This window comes from Cupriavidus sp. KB_39, from assembly GCF_052114485.1.
Lineage (GTDB): Bacteria > Pseudomonadota > Gammaproteobacteria > Burkholderiales > Burkholderiaceae > Cupriavidus.
In genome coordinates this window covers 59,598-76,292 of sequence record NZ_JBFREV010000028.1, presented here as the reverse complement: position 1 = coordinate 76,292, position 16,695 = coordinate 59,598, and the positions used below count along the sequence as shown (strand labels likewise).

The following is a 16,695-nucleotide window of genomic DNA, read 5'->3' as shown; positions in this document are numbered from 1 at the left end:
GGCGCCCAGCCCATCGACCATCTCGAGGCCAGCACCACCGCGCTGGTCATCATCGACTTCCAGAAGGAATACTTCTCCGGCCGGCTGCCCATCCCGGACGGCCGGCGTGCGCTGGCGCAGGCGCAGCGGCTGGTGGCGTTCGCGGATCAGGCGCGGATGCCGGTGTTCCAGGTGCAGCATGTGGCGCCGGCCGGCTCCGCCTTGTTTGCGGCCGATGGGGACACGGTGTCGTTCGAGCCGGGCATGCTGCCGCGCCCGCAGGACACCGTGCTGCGCAAGCAGACCGTGAGCGTGTTTGCGAGTACCGATCTCGACCGGCGCCTCAAGACGCTGGGCGTGAAAACCGTGATCGTGGCGGGCCTGATGACGCATGCCTGCGTGGCCGGCGCGGCGCGGGACGCGGTGCCGCTCGGCTATCACGTTGTGATAGCATCGGACGCCTCCGCCACGCGCGATATCGTGCGGGCCGACGGCCAGAAGGTCGACAAGGACGCGCTGCATCGCGCCGCGCTCGCGGAGATCGAAGACACCTTCGGCGATGTGATGACCACCGCCGACATTACCCGCCTGCCGCTGCGCTGAGCGGGTTCACGGAACGCCCTGCGGGGCGTTTCTCATTTGGCCGGACACATCGATACTTCATGGATCAGTTGCTTGCCATGCGCATCTTCTGCTGCATCGTCGAGACCAAGGGGTTCTCGGCGGCGGCGGAGCGGCTCGACATGTCGCACTCCACCGTCTCGCGGCAGTTAAAGCAGCTCGAAGCCGCCATGGGCGTGCAGCTGCTGAACCGCACCACGCGCCGCTTCGCGCTGACCGCGGCGGGCGAGCGCTATCACCAGTACAGCCTCGACATCCTCGCGCGCCTGGACGCCATGACAGCGGCGATGACCGGCGAACGCGAGCATCTCGCSGGGCCGCTGCGGGTGACAGTGCCGCTGGCCATCGGCACGCTGGAGCTGCCGGACTGGCTGCCGGCCTTCCAGGCAAGCTTTCCCGATATCGCCCTGGATCTGTCGTGCAGCGACCACTTCGTGGATCTGGTAGCCGAGCGTTTCGACGTGGCACTGCGCATCAGCAGTACACCGCTGGCCGACAGCAGCCTGATGGCGAAATCGCTGACGGCATCGGACACGGTGCTGGTGGCGTCACCGGCCTATCTGGCACGGCACGGCCTGCCGGTATCGGCGGCGGACCTTGCGCAGCATGCTGTGCTGAGCTTCACGGGCGCAAACCGCACCGGCGAATGGACGCTGACAGCCCCGGACGGGGCTGTCGAACACGTGGGTGTACGGGGTGGCATGTCGACCGATACGATCACCGCGCTGTACGCGGCGGCGTTGGCCGGCACGGGCATCGCGGCATTCACCGAACGCACCGTGCGTGCCGAACTGGCCCGGGGCGGGCTGGTTCGCGTGCTGCCGCAATACCGGCTGGGTACCAGCCACTACTACGCGCTGTATCCCCACACCCGACATCTCACGCCGCGTGCGCGCGCCTTCGTCGAATTCATGGCGGCGCACTATCGGATGGACGACCGGGCAGATTGAATCGGCTTACCGCGCCAGCCGCCTGAGCGTCTCGTCGGTGTCCCAGAGCGCGTTGGCGATGTAGCGGAAGTTGACCAGCGCCGCATGGTAGCCATCACCCTCGGGCAGCTTGGGGCCGGCCACGGCATCGCGCACCACCGCCACCTCGAAGCCGTGCTCGAGCAGGTCGCGCAGATGGGACTCCACGCACAGGTTGGCCGCCATGCCGGCGAGGATGACCTGATCCACCCGCTGCTTGCGCAACTGCAGGACCAGATCGTTGGCCTGCGGCCCATAGAGCTTGTGGGTCGAGCAGATGATGGTGTCGCCATCCTCGATATAAGGCTTCAGCTCGGGCATGAAGTCGGCGCCCGASTCACGGAARCCCTCCAGCGTCAGCGCGCCGGGGCGGTCGAACATGCCGACGGCATGCTGGAACATCTCCGCCGGTCCCGCCACCTTCCACTTGTGGTCGTGCGGAAAATAGTAGTGCGGAGAGATGGCGACGCAGATCCCGGCCTGCTTCGCCGCCGCGAACAGGCGGACGAGGTTGGGCACCAGGTTCTGCTCGGTCACGCTCTCCCCCACCACGCCCCAACTCCGCCCTTCGGGACTCATAAAGTCGACCTGCGGGTCGATCACGACCAGCGCGGTACGCGCGAGGTCCAGCGTCAGGTCGGCGCTGGGCAGGCCCGGCTCGGCCGGGTCCTTGTAGGCAGGGTTGGCATTGCACATGGTGGGGGCCTTTCAGGTGAAGTTGCGCAGGTCAGCTGCGGATAAACGCCAGCAAATCGGCGTTGAATTTCTCCTTGTGGGTGTCGGTCAGGCCGTGCGGCGCGCCCGGGTAGACGATCAGCTTGGAGCCCTTGATCAGCTTCGCCGAGGCGCGGCCGGCGGCGTCGATCGGCACGATCTGGTCGTCGTCACCGTGGATGATCAGCGTCGGCTTGTCGATCTTCTTGAGGTCTTCGGTGAAATCGGTTTCCGAGAAGGCCTTGATCGAGTCCAGGGTGTTCTTGTGTCCGCCCTGCATCCCTTGCGCCCACCAGGCATCGATCAGCCCCTGGGACGGCTTGGCGCCCGGACGGTTGTAGCCGTAGAACGGGCCGGACGGCACGTCGCGATAGAACTGCGAGCGGTTGGCGAGCTGGGCCGCGCGCAGGCCGTCGAAGACCTCCACCGGCAGGCCGTTCGGGTTGGCCGGCGTCTTGACCATCACCGGGGGYACGGCCGAGACCAGGACGACCTTGGACACGCGACGCGTGCCGTGGCGGCCGAGGTAGCGCGCCACTTCGCCGCCGCCGGTGGAGAAGCCCACCAGGATGGCGTCGCGCAGGTCGAGGGTTTCGATCACCGTGGCGAGGTCGTCGGCATAGTGGTCCATGTCATTGCCCTCCCACGGCTGGCTCGACCGGCCATGGCCACGACGGTCATGCGCCACGGCGCGGAAGCCCGAGCTGGCCACCAGCAGCATCTGCGATTCCCAGCTATCGGAATGCAGCGGCCAGCCATGACTGAACACCACGGGCCGACCCGATCCCCAGTCCTTGTAGTAGAGCTGCGTGCCGTCGCGGGCGGTGATGTAGCTGCCGTGCGGCTTGCCCGCTGCCGAGGCGCTGGCCCCCTTGGCGGCCTGTGCGGCTTCGGCGCCGCCGGGAATGCTGGTGGCCACCAGCGCGGAGGCTGCGGCGGCGCTGCCGAGCAGCAGGTTACGACGTGACACGCGATTCGGGAGACTCTGATCGGAAGACATGGCGAAGATCCTTGTTTTGCTGCGAGGTTGAGAATCGGGGGTGAACGACAGTGCGCTTGTTGCTGGTTTCCATTGAACAACGAAAACGCCCGCAGGATTGGTGCCTCTCCGGCAACACCGTGCGCGCCGGCGGGGCACTACCGGCGTGCGGGGCCGACCGCTACCTTTGGTATCAGGCAACCGGCCTGTCGTCGGGGCCGATGTTCAGCCCCGGCCATGTCGTCCGGGCGAAGGTTGCGGAGAAGCAATGATGGCGAAGCCAAAGACGCGTACCGTGCCGGCCTGGGTATGCCTTGGCGTGTTGGGCGCAGCGGTATTCCTGCCGGGCTGCGCCAGCATGAAGAGGCTCAAGACCCAAGCTACGGTCGATGACCCCAACCGCCTGGCCGCCACCGCATCGCTCGCCGACACGCCCCTGTCGCCGGCCGCCTGGCCGGACCGCGCATGGTGGGAAGGCTTCGGTGATCCGCAGCTCACCGCGCTCGTGGAAACGGCACTGGCCGGGCAACCCACGCTGCGCATCGCCGCCGCGCGGGTGCGYCAGGCCGATGCGCTCGCCGGCCGCTCCGAAGCCGCCTTGTATCCGCAGGTCAACCTGGACGCSCGGACCACGCGCCAGCGCTTCAGCGAGAACGGCCTTGTGCCACCCCCGCTCGGCGGSAGCTGGAAATGGGCCAGTGACGTGCAGCTCGGTCTCGGCTACGAACTCGACTTCTGGGGCAAGAACCGCGCCGCGTTCGACGCCGCGCTGGACCGCGTGCGCGCCGCCGAGGTCGACTACCACGCAGCGGAACTGATGCTGACCACCTCCGTCGTGCGCACCTACCTGCGGCTCGATGCCGCCTACGCCCAGCGCGCGCTGACCGAGCAGACCTACCGCCAGCGCCAGAACACGTTCGACCTGACACGCCGGCGCGTGGATGCGCAACTCGACTCGGCCTTCGACATGAAGCAGGCCGAAGCCGCCCTCCCCGCCACGCGCGAGCGCCTTGCCGCCATCAACGAGATCATCGCGCTGACCCAGAACCAGCTCGCGGCACTGGCGGGCAAGGGGCCGGATGCCGGCGCCGACATCCGCCCCCCGCAACTGCGCGACCGCTACGCGGCGGCGGTGCCGGCCACCCTGCCGGCCGAACTGATCGGCCGCCGGCCGGATGTGGTGGCGCAGCGTTGGCGCGTGGAAGCGGCGGGCCACGACATCCGCGCCGCCAAGGCCGAGTTCTATCCGAACATCAGCCTGAACGCCTTTGCCGGGCTGTCCAGCCTGAGCCTGTCCGACTTCTTTACCGCGGGCAGCCGCACCCTTGGCATCGGCCCGGCGCTATCGTTGCCGATTTTCGACGGGGGCCGGCTGCGCGCCAACCTCGGCGTCAGGCAGGCCGAGTACGACGCCGCAACGGAGCAGTACAACGCCACGCTGATTACCGCGCTGCACGATGTGGTCAACCAGCTGGTGTCCCTGCGCTGGCATGCCGAGCGCGCCGACGAGCAGCAACAGGCGCTGCGACTGACGCAGGAAGCCTATGACATGGCCGTGTCGCGCTATCGCAGCGGCGTGGGCAACTATCTGCAGGTGCTGTCGGCCGAGGGCCAGGTCCTGCAACAGAAGCAATTGCTGATCGACCTTGAAACCCAGGAGCGTACGTTGCACCTCGAACTGATCCGCGCGCTGGGCGGCGGGTATGACACCGCGACAGCGCCGGCCCAAGGCGCCGGTGCGGCCACCCGGAGCGCATCATGAATCCCGCCAGCCAGCCCACGCCCGCGCAAGCCACCGCCGCGCCGCCCGTCGACCTCCGTCCGGCACGGCGCCGGCGCATCGCCGGCGGCGTCCTGCTCGTCCTCCTGCTTGCCGGCGCCGCCGGCTATTGGCTGCAATACGGCCGGGACCAGGTTTCCACCGAAGATGCCTATGTCGAAGGCAACGTGGTGCAGGTCACGCCGCAGGTCAGCGGCGTGGTCACCGCGATCCTCGCCGACAACACGGATCTGGTCGCCTCGGGCGTGACCCTGGTCGAACTCAATGGCGTGGATGCCCAGCTGGCGCTGGCGGCCGCGCAGGCCCAGCTCGCCCGCACGGTGCGGCAGGTGCGCGGGCAGTTTGCCGCCGTCGGCCAGGATCGCGCCAATGTGGAACTGCGCACGGTCGACTTGGCGCGGGAGCAGGAGAACATGACGCGGCGCTCGGCGCTGGTCGCCAGCGGGGCGATCTCGGGCGAAGAACTGATCCATGCGCGCCATGCTGTACGCGCCGCACAGGCCGCCCTGACCATGGCCAGCGAGCAGCTCAAGCGCAACCAGGCGCTGGTCGAGCGGACGTCGGTGGGGTCTCACCCCGATGTGCTCGCCGCCGCCGCGCAGGTGCGCAATGCCAGCATCGCCCTCTCGCGCACGCGCATCCTGGCGCCGGTGGGGGGCGTGGTGACCAAGCGCTCGGTGCAGGTGGGGCAGCGCGTCAGCCCGGGCGTGTCGATGATGTCCGTGGTGCCGCTGGATCACCTGTGGGTCACGGCCAACCTGAAGGAGTCGCAGTTGCGCGATATCCGCCTCGGCCAGCCGGTGACGCTGACCACCGACCTGTACGGCCGGCGGGTGGTGTACCACGGCCGGGTCATCGGGCAGGACGCCGGCACCGGCAGCGCGTTTGCGCTGCTGCCGGCGCAGAACGCCACCGGCAACTGGATCAAGGTGGTGCAGCGTGTGCCGGTGCGCATCGCGCTGGACCCGGCGGAAGTGACGGCCCACCCGCTACAGATCGGCCTGTCGATGAAGGTCGCCGTCGATACGCGCGCCCGGGACGGCAAGCGGCTGGTGGCCATCGACGCCTCCAGCCAGAACTACCGCACCACGGTGTTCGCGGACGAACTGGCGCGCGCCGAAGCGCACGTGCGCCGCATCATCGACGACAACTCCTAGGCGCGCCATGACCTCCGCCATGCCTTCCGCCRTGCCCTCCGCGCCTCCCCGACGTCTCCTGCTGACGATAGGCGCGCTGACCACGATCGACTTCCTCCAGAACGGCATGGTGGCCTTCTCCGCCGCGCCGATCATGGGCGAGATCGGCGCGAGCCCGGACCAGTACAGCACCGTCGCGGCGGCCTACGCCAGCGTGGCGGTGGTGGTGATCGCGCTGCAGCGCTGGATCGTGGAGCGCGTGGGATGGCGGCGCTACGTCCAGGGGTCGCTGATGGCGGCGGCGCTGGGGGCGCTCCTGTGCGCCCATGCCGACAGCTACGAGACCTTCCTGGTCGCCCGCATGGTCATGGCGCTCGGCTGTGCCGGCATGGTGACGTCGTCGCGGCTGACCGTGAACCTGATCCCGCCCAGCCCGGCGCGATTCTTCGGCATCAAGGCGCTGGCGTCCGGCGTGTGCTGCGGCATGGCGCTGGCACCCTGGCTGGCCTCCGCCATCGTCAGCGCGGACCGCTGGCCGCTGATCTTCTGGCTGGTGGCCGGGTGTACGCTGGCGCTGCTACCGGCCACCAGCGTCCTGCCGGAGGCCACGGCGCCGCCCGCGCAACGCTCGGACGCCCATCCGATTCGGCTGGCCGCGCTGGCCGTGGGCAGCTTCCTGGTCCTGTATGTGCTGCAGCGTTCCTACTACGATTTCTACGCGGACCGGCTCTGGCTGGTGATCGGCGCCATCGCGGGCGGCACCGCCCTGCTCGGCTTCATCTGGACGGAGTCCCGCAGCGAACGTCCGCTGCTGCGGCTGCGCCATCTGGTCGAGCCGCGTTACCTGTGCGGGCTGGCGCTGTTCACGTTCTGCTACGTCACGCTGGGCGCGAATGGCTACCTGCTGCCCATTGTCCTGCAGCGCTCGCTCGGGCATGCCTGGTCCACCGCCGGGCAGTTCTATGCGATGGGGTTGTCGGCGGGCGTGCTCACCTGGCTGACCGTCTCGCGCCTGCTGCCGCGCTGGCCCAGTCCGCGCAAGTACTTCGTCGCCGGCTTTCTGTCGCTGGCCATCTCGGCCTGGATGATGAGCCGGATGCCACCCGCGCCCGACCTGTGGGGCCACGTGCTGCCGGCGCTCGCGTTCTACGGGGTCTTCATCATGATCCTGATGCCGGTGACGGCCATGCAGACTTTCAGCGGCGTGGCGCACAACGAGTCCGTGTTCTCCAACGCGCAGCAGACCAAGAACATGCTCGGCCAGCTCGGCCAGGCGCTGGGCGTGACCATCGCCACGGTGGGCCAGCAATGGCTGACCACGCGGCACTACAGCACGCTGCATGACACCATCCACCTCAACAGCCCGCAGTTCCAGGACGCCCACGCGCGCTTCACGGCGGCGATTGCCGCGTCGTCCGATCCGGTGCGCGCCGCCGAACTCGCCACGGCGCAGATCGCGCAGGTGCTCGCGCAGCAATCCGCCCTGCTGGCCAATCTTGACCACTTCCGCGCGCTTGCCGTGGTGGCCGTGCTGGCCATCGTCGTGAGCCTGACCCAGAAGGTGATCCGCTGAGCGCCCCGCTTGCTGGCCTCGGCGCACGCCCTTCCCATTGACTGACGCATCAGATACATTGACGGCTCCTGGCTTTTCCGAGGCGCCGTGAAACACTACAACCGCGAGAACTTCCGATTGACGCAGAGCGTTGGCTTCCATCTGAACAAGGCCCGCAACGGGCTGCTGATGGAGATCGACGCGGCGCTCCGTCCGCTGGACATCACCGGCCAGCAGATGGGCATCCTGCTGTCGCTCACGCAGGGCGCGGCCAGCACGCCGCTGGAGATCAGCAAGCTGCTGGAGATCGACACCGGCCTGATGACGCGCATGCTCGACAAGCTGGAGAGCAAGGGYATGCTGCAGCGGCAGCGGAGCGAGGCAGACCGGCGCGTGGTGAACCTGATCGTGACCGACAAGGGCCGGGACGTGGCCAGCCGCGTGCCCGACATCGCCCCGGATGTGCTGAACCACCGCCTGCGCCATTTCTCGCGGGAGGAGTTCAGCGAGTTCCTGCGCCTGCTGCACAAATTCTCCGAAGCCGCCTGAGCAGCAAGGGGTGGCCCTCAGTGGGCCGCCGCAGCAGCGCTCGACATCTTGCCCTTCGCAGGCCGGGTCAGCCAGATCAACGGGATGATGGCGACGAAGATCACCGCCGAGACCCAGAAGATATCGTTGAGCCCGAGCATGATCGCCTGCGCATTCATCCCCCGTTCGAAGAACGCCACGGCCTGGTCCGGCGACAGATGCATGGCCGTCTGGATCGACTCGAGCGCGGTCGTATAGAGCGGATTGCCCGGGCCGGCCTGTTCCGCGAGCCGGGCGTGGTGGAGCACCGCGCGATCGTTCCACACCGTGGTGGCCAGCGACGTGCCGGCCGCGCCGAAGAAGACCCGCACGAAGTTCGACAAACCAGCCGCAGCCGGAATCTTCTCCGGCGGCAGGCCGGAGAGGATGATGGCCGTCAGCGGCACGAAGAACAGCGCCATCGGAATGCCCTGCAGCAGCGTGGGCAGCACCAGCGTGAAGGTATCCACGCCGGTCGTGTATTGCGAGCGCATGAAGAACACGGCGGCAAAGCCCAGGAACGCCAGCGTCGCCAGCACACGCAACTCGGCCTTCGGCAGCAGCTTGCCGACCACCGGCGCCAGCAGCACGGCAAAGATGCCCAGCGGCGCCGTGACGAGACCCGCGTTGACCGCCGGATACGCCAGGTACTGCTGCATCCACTGGGGCAGCACCACGAGGTTGGCGAAGAACAAGGCAAAGCCCACCGAGATCGCCGCCGTGCCCGCCAGGAAGTTGCGGCCCTTGAACAGGCGCAGGTCGATGATCGGGTCAGGCTCGGTCAGCTCCCAGATCACGAAGAACAYGAAGCTGAGCAGCGCCACCACCCCAAGGCCGATGATCACGGGCGAGGCGAACCAGTCGAGATCCTTGCCCTTGTCGAGCATGATCTGCAGCGACGCCACCCAGGTAATCAGCGAGGCCAGGCCGACCAAGTCGATCGGCAGCTTGCGCACCGGTGATTCGCGGTCGCGATAGACCGCCCAGGTCACGGCGGCGGCGAACAGCCCCACCGGCACGTTGATGTAGAAGATCCACGCCCAGGAGTAGCTGTCGGTCATCCATCCGCCCAGCGCCGGGCCGGCAATCGGCCCCACGGTGGCCGTCATGGCCCACAGCGCCAGCGCCTGCGAACTCTTCTCCTTCGGAAACGAGCCGAGCAGGATGGCCTGCGACAGCGGAATCAGCGGCCCGGCCACCGCGCCCTGCAGGATGCGCGCGGCCAGCAGCGCGGTCAGGTTCGGCGCGATGCCGCACAGCCATGACGCCAGCACGAACAGCAGCAGCGAGCCGACGAACAGCCGGATCTGCCCCACGCGCTGCGTGAGCCAGCCGGTCAGCGGAATGGCCACGGCGTTGGCGGCGGCGAACAGCGTGATGACCCACGTGCCTTCATGGACGGACACGCCGAGGTTGCCGGAGATGGTCGGAATCGCCACGTTGGCGATCGACGAATCCAGCACGTTCATAAAGGTGGCGAGCGCCACGGCAAAGCTGCCCAGCACCAGCCTGCCGCCGGTGAGCGGCGGGGGCGGCTGGAAGGGGGTCGCGGTAGACATGATGCGGCTCCGGTTGCGGTGATGGCTGGGGGATGGCTGGGTTACGACGCGGTGCGCGCGGGGGTCTCACGCTTGCGCGCCGCGCTTTGCTCGCCGCCCTGCCCCCGGTTGCGCGCGATGATGCGGTCGATCTCGGCATCCGCCTCGGCGCCGTACTGCCGGAACACGTCCGTGCTGTACGTGGTGCGGACCGGGGCGGCGTTGCGCGTGGGGTTGCGTGTGGCGTCCAGGGCATCGCCACGCGCCTTGGTTTCCACATCCACCTGCATCGACAGCCCGATCTGCAGCGGATGGGCGCGCAGTTCGGCCGGATCGAGGGCGATCCGCACCGGCAGGCGCTGCACCACCTTGATCCAGTTCCCCGTGGCGTTCTGCGCCGGCAGGGCCGAGAACGCGCTGCCGGTGCCGGCCGAGAAGCCGACCACCTTGCCGTGGTACGTCACCGTGCTGCCGTAGAGGTCGGCATGCAGTGCCACCGGCTGGCCGATGCGGATGTGCTTGAGCTGGACTTCCTTGAAGTTGGCATCCACCCAGACGCCGTCCAGCGGCACGATGGCCATCAGCGGATTGCCCGGCGCCACCCGCTGCCCCACCTGCACGGAGCGGCGCGCCACATAGCCGGTGACCGGCGCCGGCAGCGTATTGCGGGCATTGGCGAGGTAGGCGTCGCGCACACGTGCGGCGGCGGCCTCCACGCTGGGGTGGTCCGCCACGGCGGCCCCGTCGGTCAGGGCATGGTTCGAGGCGAGTTGCTGGCGGGCCGTCTCCAGCGCGGCTTCGGCGGACTTGACCGCATCGCGGGCATGGGCGATGTCCTCGACCGCCACGGCGCCGGACTCGGAAACCGCCGTGCGGCGGCGCAGATCGTCACGCACGCGCGCCACATCGGCCTCCCGCTGCCGCACGGTGGCGGCCAGCACATCGTTGTTGATATAGAGCGCGCTCACCTGCCGCACGGTCTGGCCCAGCGCGGCCTCGGCGTTGGCCAGCGCAATGCGGGTATCGGCAGGGTCCAGCGTCACGACCGGTTCGCCGGCCCGCACGACCTGCGTGTCGTCGGCGTTGACCGACACCACGGTGCCGCTCACCTGGGGCGTCAGTTGCACGAGGTTGCCGTTCACGTAGGCATCGTCGGTGTGTTCGTGGAACCGGGCCACCCCGTAGTAGTAGGCGCCATAGCCTGCGGCGGCCAGGAGCGTGGTCAAACCCAGCAGCGCCAGCAGGCGCTTGCGGGAAGACTTCGGCGCGGTGGCGGACGGCTTGTCAGCGGAGGAAGGAGTCGAGGTCATGAGAGGGTCTGTTATCGAAGGAAGGGGGCGATCAGCGGGCCGCCGCTGTCTGTTGGGTGTGGGCGACGGTCTCGACGGTCTGGGCGGTCTGGGCGGTCTCGGTGTACCCACCGCCAAGCGCGGTAGCCAGCGCGATCTGCCGGTCGCGGCGTTGCATGCGCAGGTTGGTCACCACCTGGCTGCTGGCCAGCGCCGTGGTCTGGGCGTTGAGCACGGTCAACTGCGTGGTCAGGCCGCCCTGGTACTGGGCCATCGCCAGCCGGAGCGCGCGCTGCGCGGCCTCGTCGGACCGCGTGGCGTTGACCAACTGCGCGTCCACCGCGCGGATATCGGCCAGTTGCGTGGCCACATCGGTCAGCGCCTGGATCAGCGTGTCGTTGTAGTTCGCCACCGCGAAGTCGAACTCGGCATAGCGCCCCTTGAGCTGCGCACGCAGCGCGCCGCCGTCGAAGATCGGCAGATGGATGGCCGGCCCGGCCGATGCCGTGCGGCTCGCCGCGCGCAGGAAGCGGCCCCAGCCAAAGGCATCGAGGCCGATGGCCGCGCTCAGGTTGATATCCGGATAGAACTCGGCCTTGGCCACCTTGATGTCGTGCGTGGTGACCTCCACGCGCCAGCGCGCGGCCACGATGTCCGGGCGGCGCGAGACGAGGTCGGCGGGCAGGTTGGCCGGCAGATGGATCTCGTCGCCCACGCCAAGCGTGGGACGTGCGATGGCCAGGCCGCGATCCGGCCCCTGCCCGAGCAGCGCGCCCAGTTGATAGCGGGTGCGCTGGATATTGCCTTCCAGCGCGGAGACACTGACTTGCGCGGCGGCCAGATTGGCCTCGGCAGTGCGCAGCTCGACTTCGGTATCGAGCCCCATCTTCACCCGGCCCCGCGCCACGCGCAGCACTTCGGTGCGCTGGCCGACTTCGTCGCGCGCAATGTCGAGCAGGGCGTAGAGACGCCCCAGCTCGTTGTAGCTGCGGGCGATGGCGCTCGTCAGCGTCAGGCGCACCTGCTCGGCTTCGGCCTCGCTGGCGTGCACCGTCGACACGGCCGAGCGCAACGCCTCACGGTTCTTGCCCCACAGGTCCAGCTCGTAGCTGGCACCGAGGAAGGCCTTGTTTTCCGATTGCCAGCTGCCGGCGAACGCGGGCGGGATAAAGGTGCTTTCGGTCAGGCGCTGGCGCGTCCAGCTATAGCCGGCCCCCACCTGCGGCAGCGTATTGGCGTTGGCGGTTTCGCTGAACGCCACCGCCGCCGCCACGCGGGCGCGGGCCTTGTCGAGTGTCGGGCTGTCTTTCAACGCYTCCGCGATCAACGCCTTGAGTTGCGCATCCCCGAACTGGTCGGCCCAATCCGCCGCGGGCCATCGGCCCTGCTCCGCCGGAAGGCTCTGCGTGGTGGCGTATTGGCCGGGCTGCGCCATCTGGCGGTCGCTTCGGATGCCGGCATAGTTCGCACAGCCCGCCAGCACCGCGACCACGAGGGTCGACAGCACTGGCCYGGCCAGGCGACTCACCCCGCGCGGCATTCCCTTAGATTGCTCGAACATTATCTGACCTGTCAGTTAATCATGCAAAAAAGTGGCGCAGCGTGGGCTTTTCGTACAATTTGGCCGTGCTGCGCGTTATTTGCCTGAACAATAATTGACAGGTCAGCAAAAAACAAGCCTTAATTGGACTTTGTGCGTGCACGGTGACGAAGGCGACAATAAATGCCTGATATGTCACTTATGTGGCAGTAACGTGTCCGTCATCTCAGTCGTTCCGGTTTAGCGCTACCATCTGAACCGAATTCCCGCCGCAGAACATCAGATTCGCACTTCCCGTCCTACCCATGCCCCACGCCMTCGAAGTCCCCCTGTCAACCGTCGACAAATGGCAAGACATTGTCAATCTGCTCGCCGAGATCATGTGCGTGCCGTCCGCGCTGATCATGCGGACCAAGGCACCCCATATCGAAGTGCTGGTATCGAGCCATTCGGAGGGCAATCCTTATGAGGCGGCCGAAACCGCCCCGCTGGATACTGGGCTGTATTGCGAGACCGTGATGGAGACCCGCCAGCCGCTGCTGGTGCCGGATGCCCTAGCGGACGTGGACTGGAATGCCAACCCGGATATCAAGCTGGGCATGATCTCGTACATGGGGCTCCCTATCAGCTGGCCCGATGGCGAAGTGTTCGGCACGATCTGCGTGCTCGACCGGAAGAAGAACGCCTACAGCAACCAGTTTCTCCGGCTGCTGTCGATGTGCCGGGACATCCTGCAAGCCGACCTGAACATGCTGATGGCCTTGAGCGGCCAGCTTGCGGAAAGCCAGGCCAGGATCCGGCGCCTGGTGGACGCCGACATCATCGGCATCTTCCTCTGGGAGGTGGACACCCAGGTCATCGTCGASGCCAATGACGCCTTCCTGCGGATCGTCGGCTACGACCGCGAGGATTTGCGGTCGCGCGGCATGCGTTGGACCGCGATGACCCCGCCGGATTGGCTTGAGGTGGATCTGCGAGACCGGTTGCCGGTACTCAAGCGCAGCGGCCGCCTGCAACCGTTCGAGAAGGAATATTTCCGCAAGGATGGCAGCCGGGTGCCGGTGATGATGGGCGTGGCCCGGTTCGAGGACGGCGGCAAGGAGGGGGTCGCGTTCGTGCTGGATTTGACCGAACGCAAGCTCGCCGAAGCCGACGCCCGCGAAAGCGAGCGCCGTTACCGGGAAACCCAAAGCGCGTTGGCGCACGTCAACCGGGTCACGACCATGGGGCAGCTCACGGCCTCCATCAGCCATGAGCTGAAGCAGCCGATCGGCGCCTGTGCGATGAACGCCAGCGCGGGCCTGCGCTGGCTCGCGGCGCAACCACCGAATCTGGAAGAAGCGCGCCTCGCCTTCGAGCGGATCAACAAGGACGCCCGGCAAGCCAGCGACATGATGAGTCACATCCGCGACCTGTTCAAGAACGCCCCGCTGCAAAAGGAGGGGGTGCAGATCAACGAGGCGATTCGCGAAGTCATTACCCTGACGCGCGGCGAAGTCGTCCAGCATGGCGTGGCGGTGCAGATGCAGCTCGCGGAGGATCTGCCGCCGGTCAAGGGTGATCGCGTCCAGCTGCAGCAGGCCATGCTGAACCTGATCATGAATGCCGTGGAAGCGATGAGCGCCGTGGACGACGGCCCCCGGGAACTGACGATCCGCACCGCCGCCGATGCGGGACATGCCGTGGTGGTGACGGTACGCGACTCCGGACCGGGTGTACCGCCCGAGCACGCGGTGCGGCTCTTCGAACCGTTCTGCACGACGAAGTCCAGCGGCATGGGCATGGGCCTGACGATCTGCCGATCGATCATCCAGGCCCATGGCGGCACCCTGGAACTCTGCGAGAACGAGGCGCGTGGCGCCGTGTTCCGGTTCACGGTGCCCACGCTCGACGCCTAGCGCGCGTTCCCGGCAATCATCGCCGTGATCTCGGCGGCGTCCATCCCCGTCTCCCCCAGCACCTCGGCCGTATGCTCGCCCAGCGCCGGYGCCGGGCGGTRGATCGCGGTCGGCGTTTCGGAGAACTTCGCCGTCGGCCGGATCTGSCGGATCGGCCCGACCACCGGATGCGTGGAGTCCTCGAACAAACCCACTTCGCGCAGATGCGGATGCGCCGGCAGGTCGTCCAGGCCGTAGATCGGCGTGGCGGGGATGTCCATCCGCTCGCACATCGCCATCCATTGCGCCGTGGTCCGCTCGGGCGCCAGTTCGCGCAGGTGGCCGTACAGCGCCTGGATATKCGCATTGCGCGCGCGCCGGCTGGCGATGTCGTAGCGGCTGGCGAGGTCGTTCCGGCCCACTTCGGCAAAGAAGGCATGCCAGTGCTTCTCGGTGTACGGCAGCAGACTCATCCAGCCGTCGGCGGTGCGCACCGGCTTGCGCCCGCCGCCGAGCAGCCGCGCGTAGCCGGCCTTGCCCGGGTTGTCCGGGAACGTCATGCCGCCCATATGCTCGGTCAGCACGAAGGCGGTCATGGTTTCCAGCATCGGCACCTCCACGTACTGCCCCGCGCCATGCCGCTCGCGATGGAACAGCGCCGCCAGCACCGCGTTGGCCACCGCCAGCCCTGTGGTCTTGTCCGCGATCAGGCTCGGCATGTAGTCCGGCGCGGCACCATCCCCCGACGCCGCCCCCACGAAACCACACGCAGCCTGGATGATGTCGTCGAACGCCGGCTTGTCGCGGTGCGGCCCGTCCTGGCCAAAACCGGTGGCGGCGCAGTAGACGATGTCCGGCTTCAGCGCCGCCACGGCCGCGTAGCCAAGGCCAAGCCGCTCGATGGCACCGACGCGCATGTTGTGGATCAGCACGTCCGCGGTCGGGATCAGCCGCTCCAGCGCCTCGCGTCCGGCCGGGCTTTTCAGGTCGAGCACGATGGAGCGCTTGTTGCGGTTCAGGGCGAGGAAGATCGAACTCATGCCCACGTGGTGCACCACGCCGTTGGCCCGCATCAGGTCGCCTTCGGGCGCCTCCACCTTGATCACGTCGGCGCCCATGTCGGCCAGCAGCTGCGTGGCCATCGGCCCCAGCACGACTGAGGACAGGTCCAGCACCCGCACGCCATGCAGCGGGCCGATGGCGGCCGGCGCGTTGGGCGTCGATCGATCGCTCTTGGCAGTCCGCTCCATGCTCAGCGCCCCTGGAATTGCGGCAGGCGCCGCTCGGCCATCGCCGCCACGCCCTCGCGGAAGTCCTCGCTGGCGAACTCCTTCAGCTGCGCCGCCAGCTCCTGCCGGTTGCCCTCGACGATGCGGTCCGCCAGCCCCTGCCGCAGCGTGGCGCGGGTGCTGCGCACAGCCATCGGCGCGGAAATGGCGATCTCCGCCGCCAGTGCGTGGGCCTGGGCCAGTTCATCGCCGGGCTCGGCCAGCACGTCGGCCAGCCCGATCTCCACGGCACGCGCGCCATCGATGCGCCGGCCCGTGTAGAACAGCAGTGCCGCCTGCTGCTCGCCGATCAGGCGCGGCAGCGTCACGCTGAGGCCGAAGCCCGGATGGAAGCCGAGCCGGTTGAAATTCACGCTGAAGCGCGCGTCGCGGCTCGTCACGCGGAAATCCGCAACCAGCGCCAGCCCCACGCCGGCGCCAACGGCCGGGCCATGCACGGCGGCCACGATCGGCTTGGCCGTGCGGAACAGGCGCATGGCCTGCCGGTAGAACGGGCTSGGGTCGCGCGCCACGCTGCTGTCCTGCGCGCCGAAGTTGGCGCCGGCGCAGAACGCCTTGCCCTCCGCCGCCAGCACGATGGCGCGGCATTCGGGCGTCTCGTCGAGCGCGGCGAAGGCTTCGGCCAACTGCGTCATGCACGCCTCGTCCACATAATTGTGCGGCGGACGGCGCAGCGTCACCTGCGCCACATGGCCTGTCATGGCGACCTGGACCATGTCGGTGGAAAGCTCGGACACGGGACGTTTCGTATGCATGGGGGTGTCTCCTTCGGTTGGATGGCGCCGATCAGGCGCACGAATAGTGGGTTATGTCTGGATCGATATACACTGCGGGGGTCCACCGGACGCACCCCGCCAGGGGCGATG

15 protein-coding genes are annotated in these 16,695 nt (G+C 68.0%); 8 read left to right on the top strand and 7 right to left on the bottom strand.

Features of this window, described 5'->3' with window-relative positions; genetic code table 11:
- Together AB4Z27_RS20220 and AB4Z27_RS20215 are read left to right on the top strand one after the other, a co-directional pair.
- Positions 1-582 (top strand): cysteine hydrolase family protein (locus AB4Z27_RS20220; RefSeq protein WP_441645090.1); only part of this gene is annotated, 582 nt, incomplete at its 5' end.
- A 59-nt stretch (positions 583-641) separates the two neighbouring features.
- Positions 642-1,550: a LysR family transcriptional regulator gene (locus tag AB4Z27_RS20215; RefSeq protein WP_441592509.1), complete on the top strand. Its 909-nt coding sequence runs from the start codon at positions 642-644 to the stop codon at positions 1,548-1,550.
- Between the two features lie 6 nt (positions 1,551-1,556).
- On the opposite strand, the gene AB4Z27_RS20210 is transcribed toward AB4Z27_RS20215, so the two are convergent.
- Positions 1,557-2,264, bottom strand: coding sequence for a cysteine hydrolase (locus AB4Z27_RS20210; protein ID WP_441645089.1), 708 nt, complete (start codon positions 2,262-2,264; stop codon positions 1,557-1,559).
- Positions 2,265-2,295: 31 nt separating this feature from the next.
- Complete coding sequence (locus AB4Z27_RS20205) at positions 2,296-3,282, bottom strand: alpha/beta fold hydrolase (RefSeq protein WP_092295178.1); 987 nt, start codon at positions 3,280-3,282, stop codon at positions 2,296-2,298.
- 56 nt (positions 3,283-3,338) lie between these two features.
- On the opposite strand from AB4Z27_RS20205, the gene AB4Z27_RS20200 reads away from it, so the two are divergent.
- The 5 genes from AB4Z27_RS20200 to AB4Z27_RS20180 all read left to right on the top strand — a co-directional run bounded on the left by AB4Z27_RS20200 (position 3,339) and on the right by AB4Z27_RS20180 (position 8,278).
- Complete coding sequence (locus tag AB4Z27_RS20200) at positions 3,339-3,533, top strand: hypothetical protein (RefSeq protein WP_143093902.1); 195 nt, start codon at positions 3,339-3,341, stop codon at positions 3,531-3,533.
- Positions 3,530-5,023, top strand: a complete 1,494-nt coding sequence (locus AB4Z27_RS20195) for an efflux transporter outer membrane subunit (protein ID WP_441645088.1) — start codon at positions 3,530-3,532, stop codon at positions 5,021-5,023. The genes AB4Z27_RS20200 and AB4Z27_RS20195 overlap by 4 nt, the downstream gene beginning before the upstream one ends.
- Entirely contained in the window at positions 5,020-6,198 is a 1,179-nt protein-coding gene (locus tag AB4Z27_RS20190) for an HlyD family secretion protein (RefSeq protein ID WP_092295182.1), read from the top strand. The genes AB4Z27_RS20195 and AB4Z27_RS20190 overlap by 4 nt, the downstream gene beginning before the upstream one ends.
- A gap of 19 nt (positions 6,199-6,217) precedes the next feature.
- A complete protein-coding gene (locus AB4Z27_RS20185; protein ID WP_441645087.1) occupies positions 6,218-7,750 on the top strand; it encodes an MFS transporter in 1,533 nt (510 codons plus the stop codon).
- Positions 7,751-7,837: 87 nt separating this feature from the next.
- Positions 7,838-8,278 (top strand): MarR family winged helix-turn-helix transcriptional regulator, encoded by a 441-nt coding sequence (locus AB4Z27_RS20180; RefSeq protein WP_092295184.1) that lies wholly within the window; start codon positions 7,838-7,840, stop codon positions 8,276-8,278.
- Positions 8,279-8,295: 17 nt separating this feature from the next.
- On the opposite strand, the gene AB4Z27_RS20175 is transcribed toward AB4Z27_RS20180, so the two are convergent.
- Genes AB4Z27_RS20175 through AB4Z27_RS20165 form a run of 3 tightly spaced genes read right to left on the bottom strand, consistent with a single transcriptional unit; the run spans position 8,296 to position 12,684 of the window.
- Positions 8,296-9,855, bottom strand: coding sequence for a DHA2 family efflux MFS transporter permease subunit (locus AB4Z27_RS20175; protein WP_441645086.1), 1,560 nt, complete (start codon positions 9,853-9,855; stop codon positions 8,296-8,298).
- A gap of 41 nt (positions 9,856-9,896) precedes the next feature.
- The gene (locus tag AB4Z27_RS20170; protein WP_092295190.1) at positions 9,897-11,144 is read right to left on the bottom strand and encodes an HlyD family secretion protein; all 1,248 of its coding nucleotides are present in this window, start codon (positions 11,142-11,144) and stop codon (positions 9,897-9,899) included.
- A 31-nt stretch (positions 11,145-11,175) separates the two neighbouring features.
- Positions 11,176-12,684, bottom strand: a complete 1,509-nt coding sequence (locus AB4Z27_RS20165) for an efflux transporter outer membrane subunit (RefSeq protein WP_441645085.1) — start codon at positions 12,682-12,684, stop codon at positions 11,176-11,178.
- Positions 12,685-12,968: 284 nt separating this feature from the next.
- Between AB4Z27_RS20165 and AB4Z27_RS20160 the strand changes: the two genes are divergently transcribed.
- The gene (locus tag AB4Z27_RS20160; protein WP_441645084.1) at positions 12,969-14,561 is read left to right on the top strand and encodes an ATP-binding protein; all 1,593 of its coding nucleotides are present in this window, start codon (positions 12,969-12,971) and stop codon (positions 14,559-14,561) included.
- Here the strand turns inward: AB4Z27_RS20160 and AB4Z27_RS20155 are convergent.
- Together AB4Z27_RS20155 and AB4Z27_RS20150 are read right to left on the bottom strand one after the other, a co-directional pair.
- Positions 14,558-15,790: a CaiB/BaiF CoA transferase family protein gene (locus tag AB4Z27_RS20155; RefSeq protein ID WP_441645083.1), complete on the bottom strand. Its 1,233-nt coding sequence runs from the start codon at positions 15,788-15,790 to the stop codon at positions 14,558-14,560. The two genes, AB4Z27_RS20160 and AB4Z27_RS20155, sit on opposite strands and share 4 nt — an antisense overlap.
- 2 nt (positions 15,791-15,792) lie before the next feature.
- Positions 15,793-16,584 carry an enoyl-CoA hydratase/isomerase family protein gene (locus tag AB4Z27_RS20150; protein WP_092295200.1) on the bottom strand — a complete coding sequence of 264 codons (792 nt, stop codon included), beginning with the start codon at positions 16,582-16,584 and terminating at the stop codon, positions 15,793-15,795.
- Positions 16,585-16,695 lie beyond the last annotated feature (111 nt).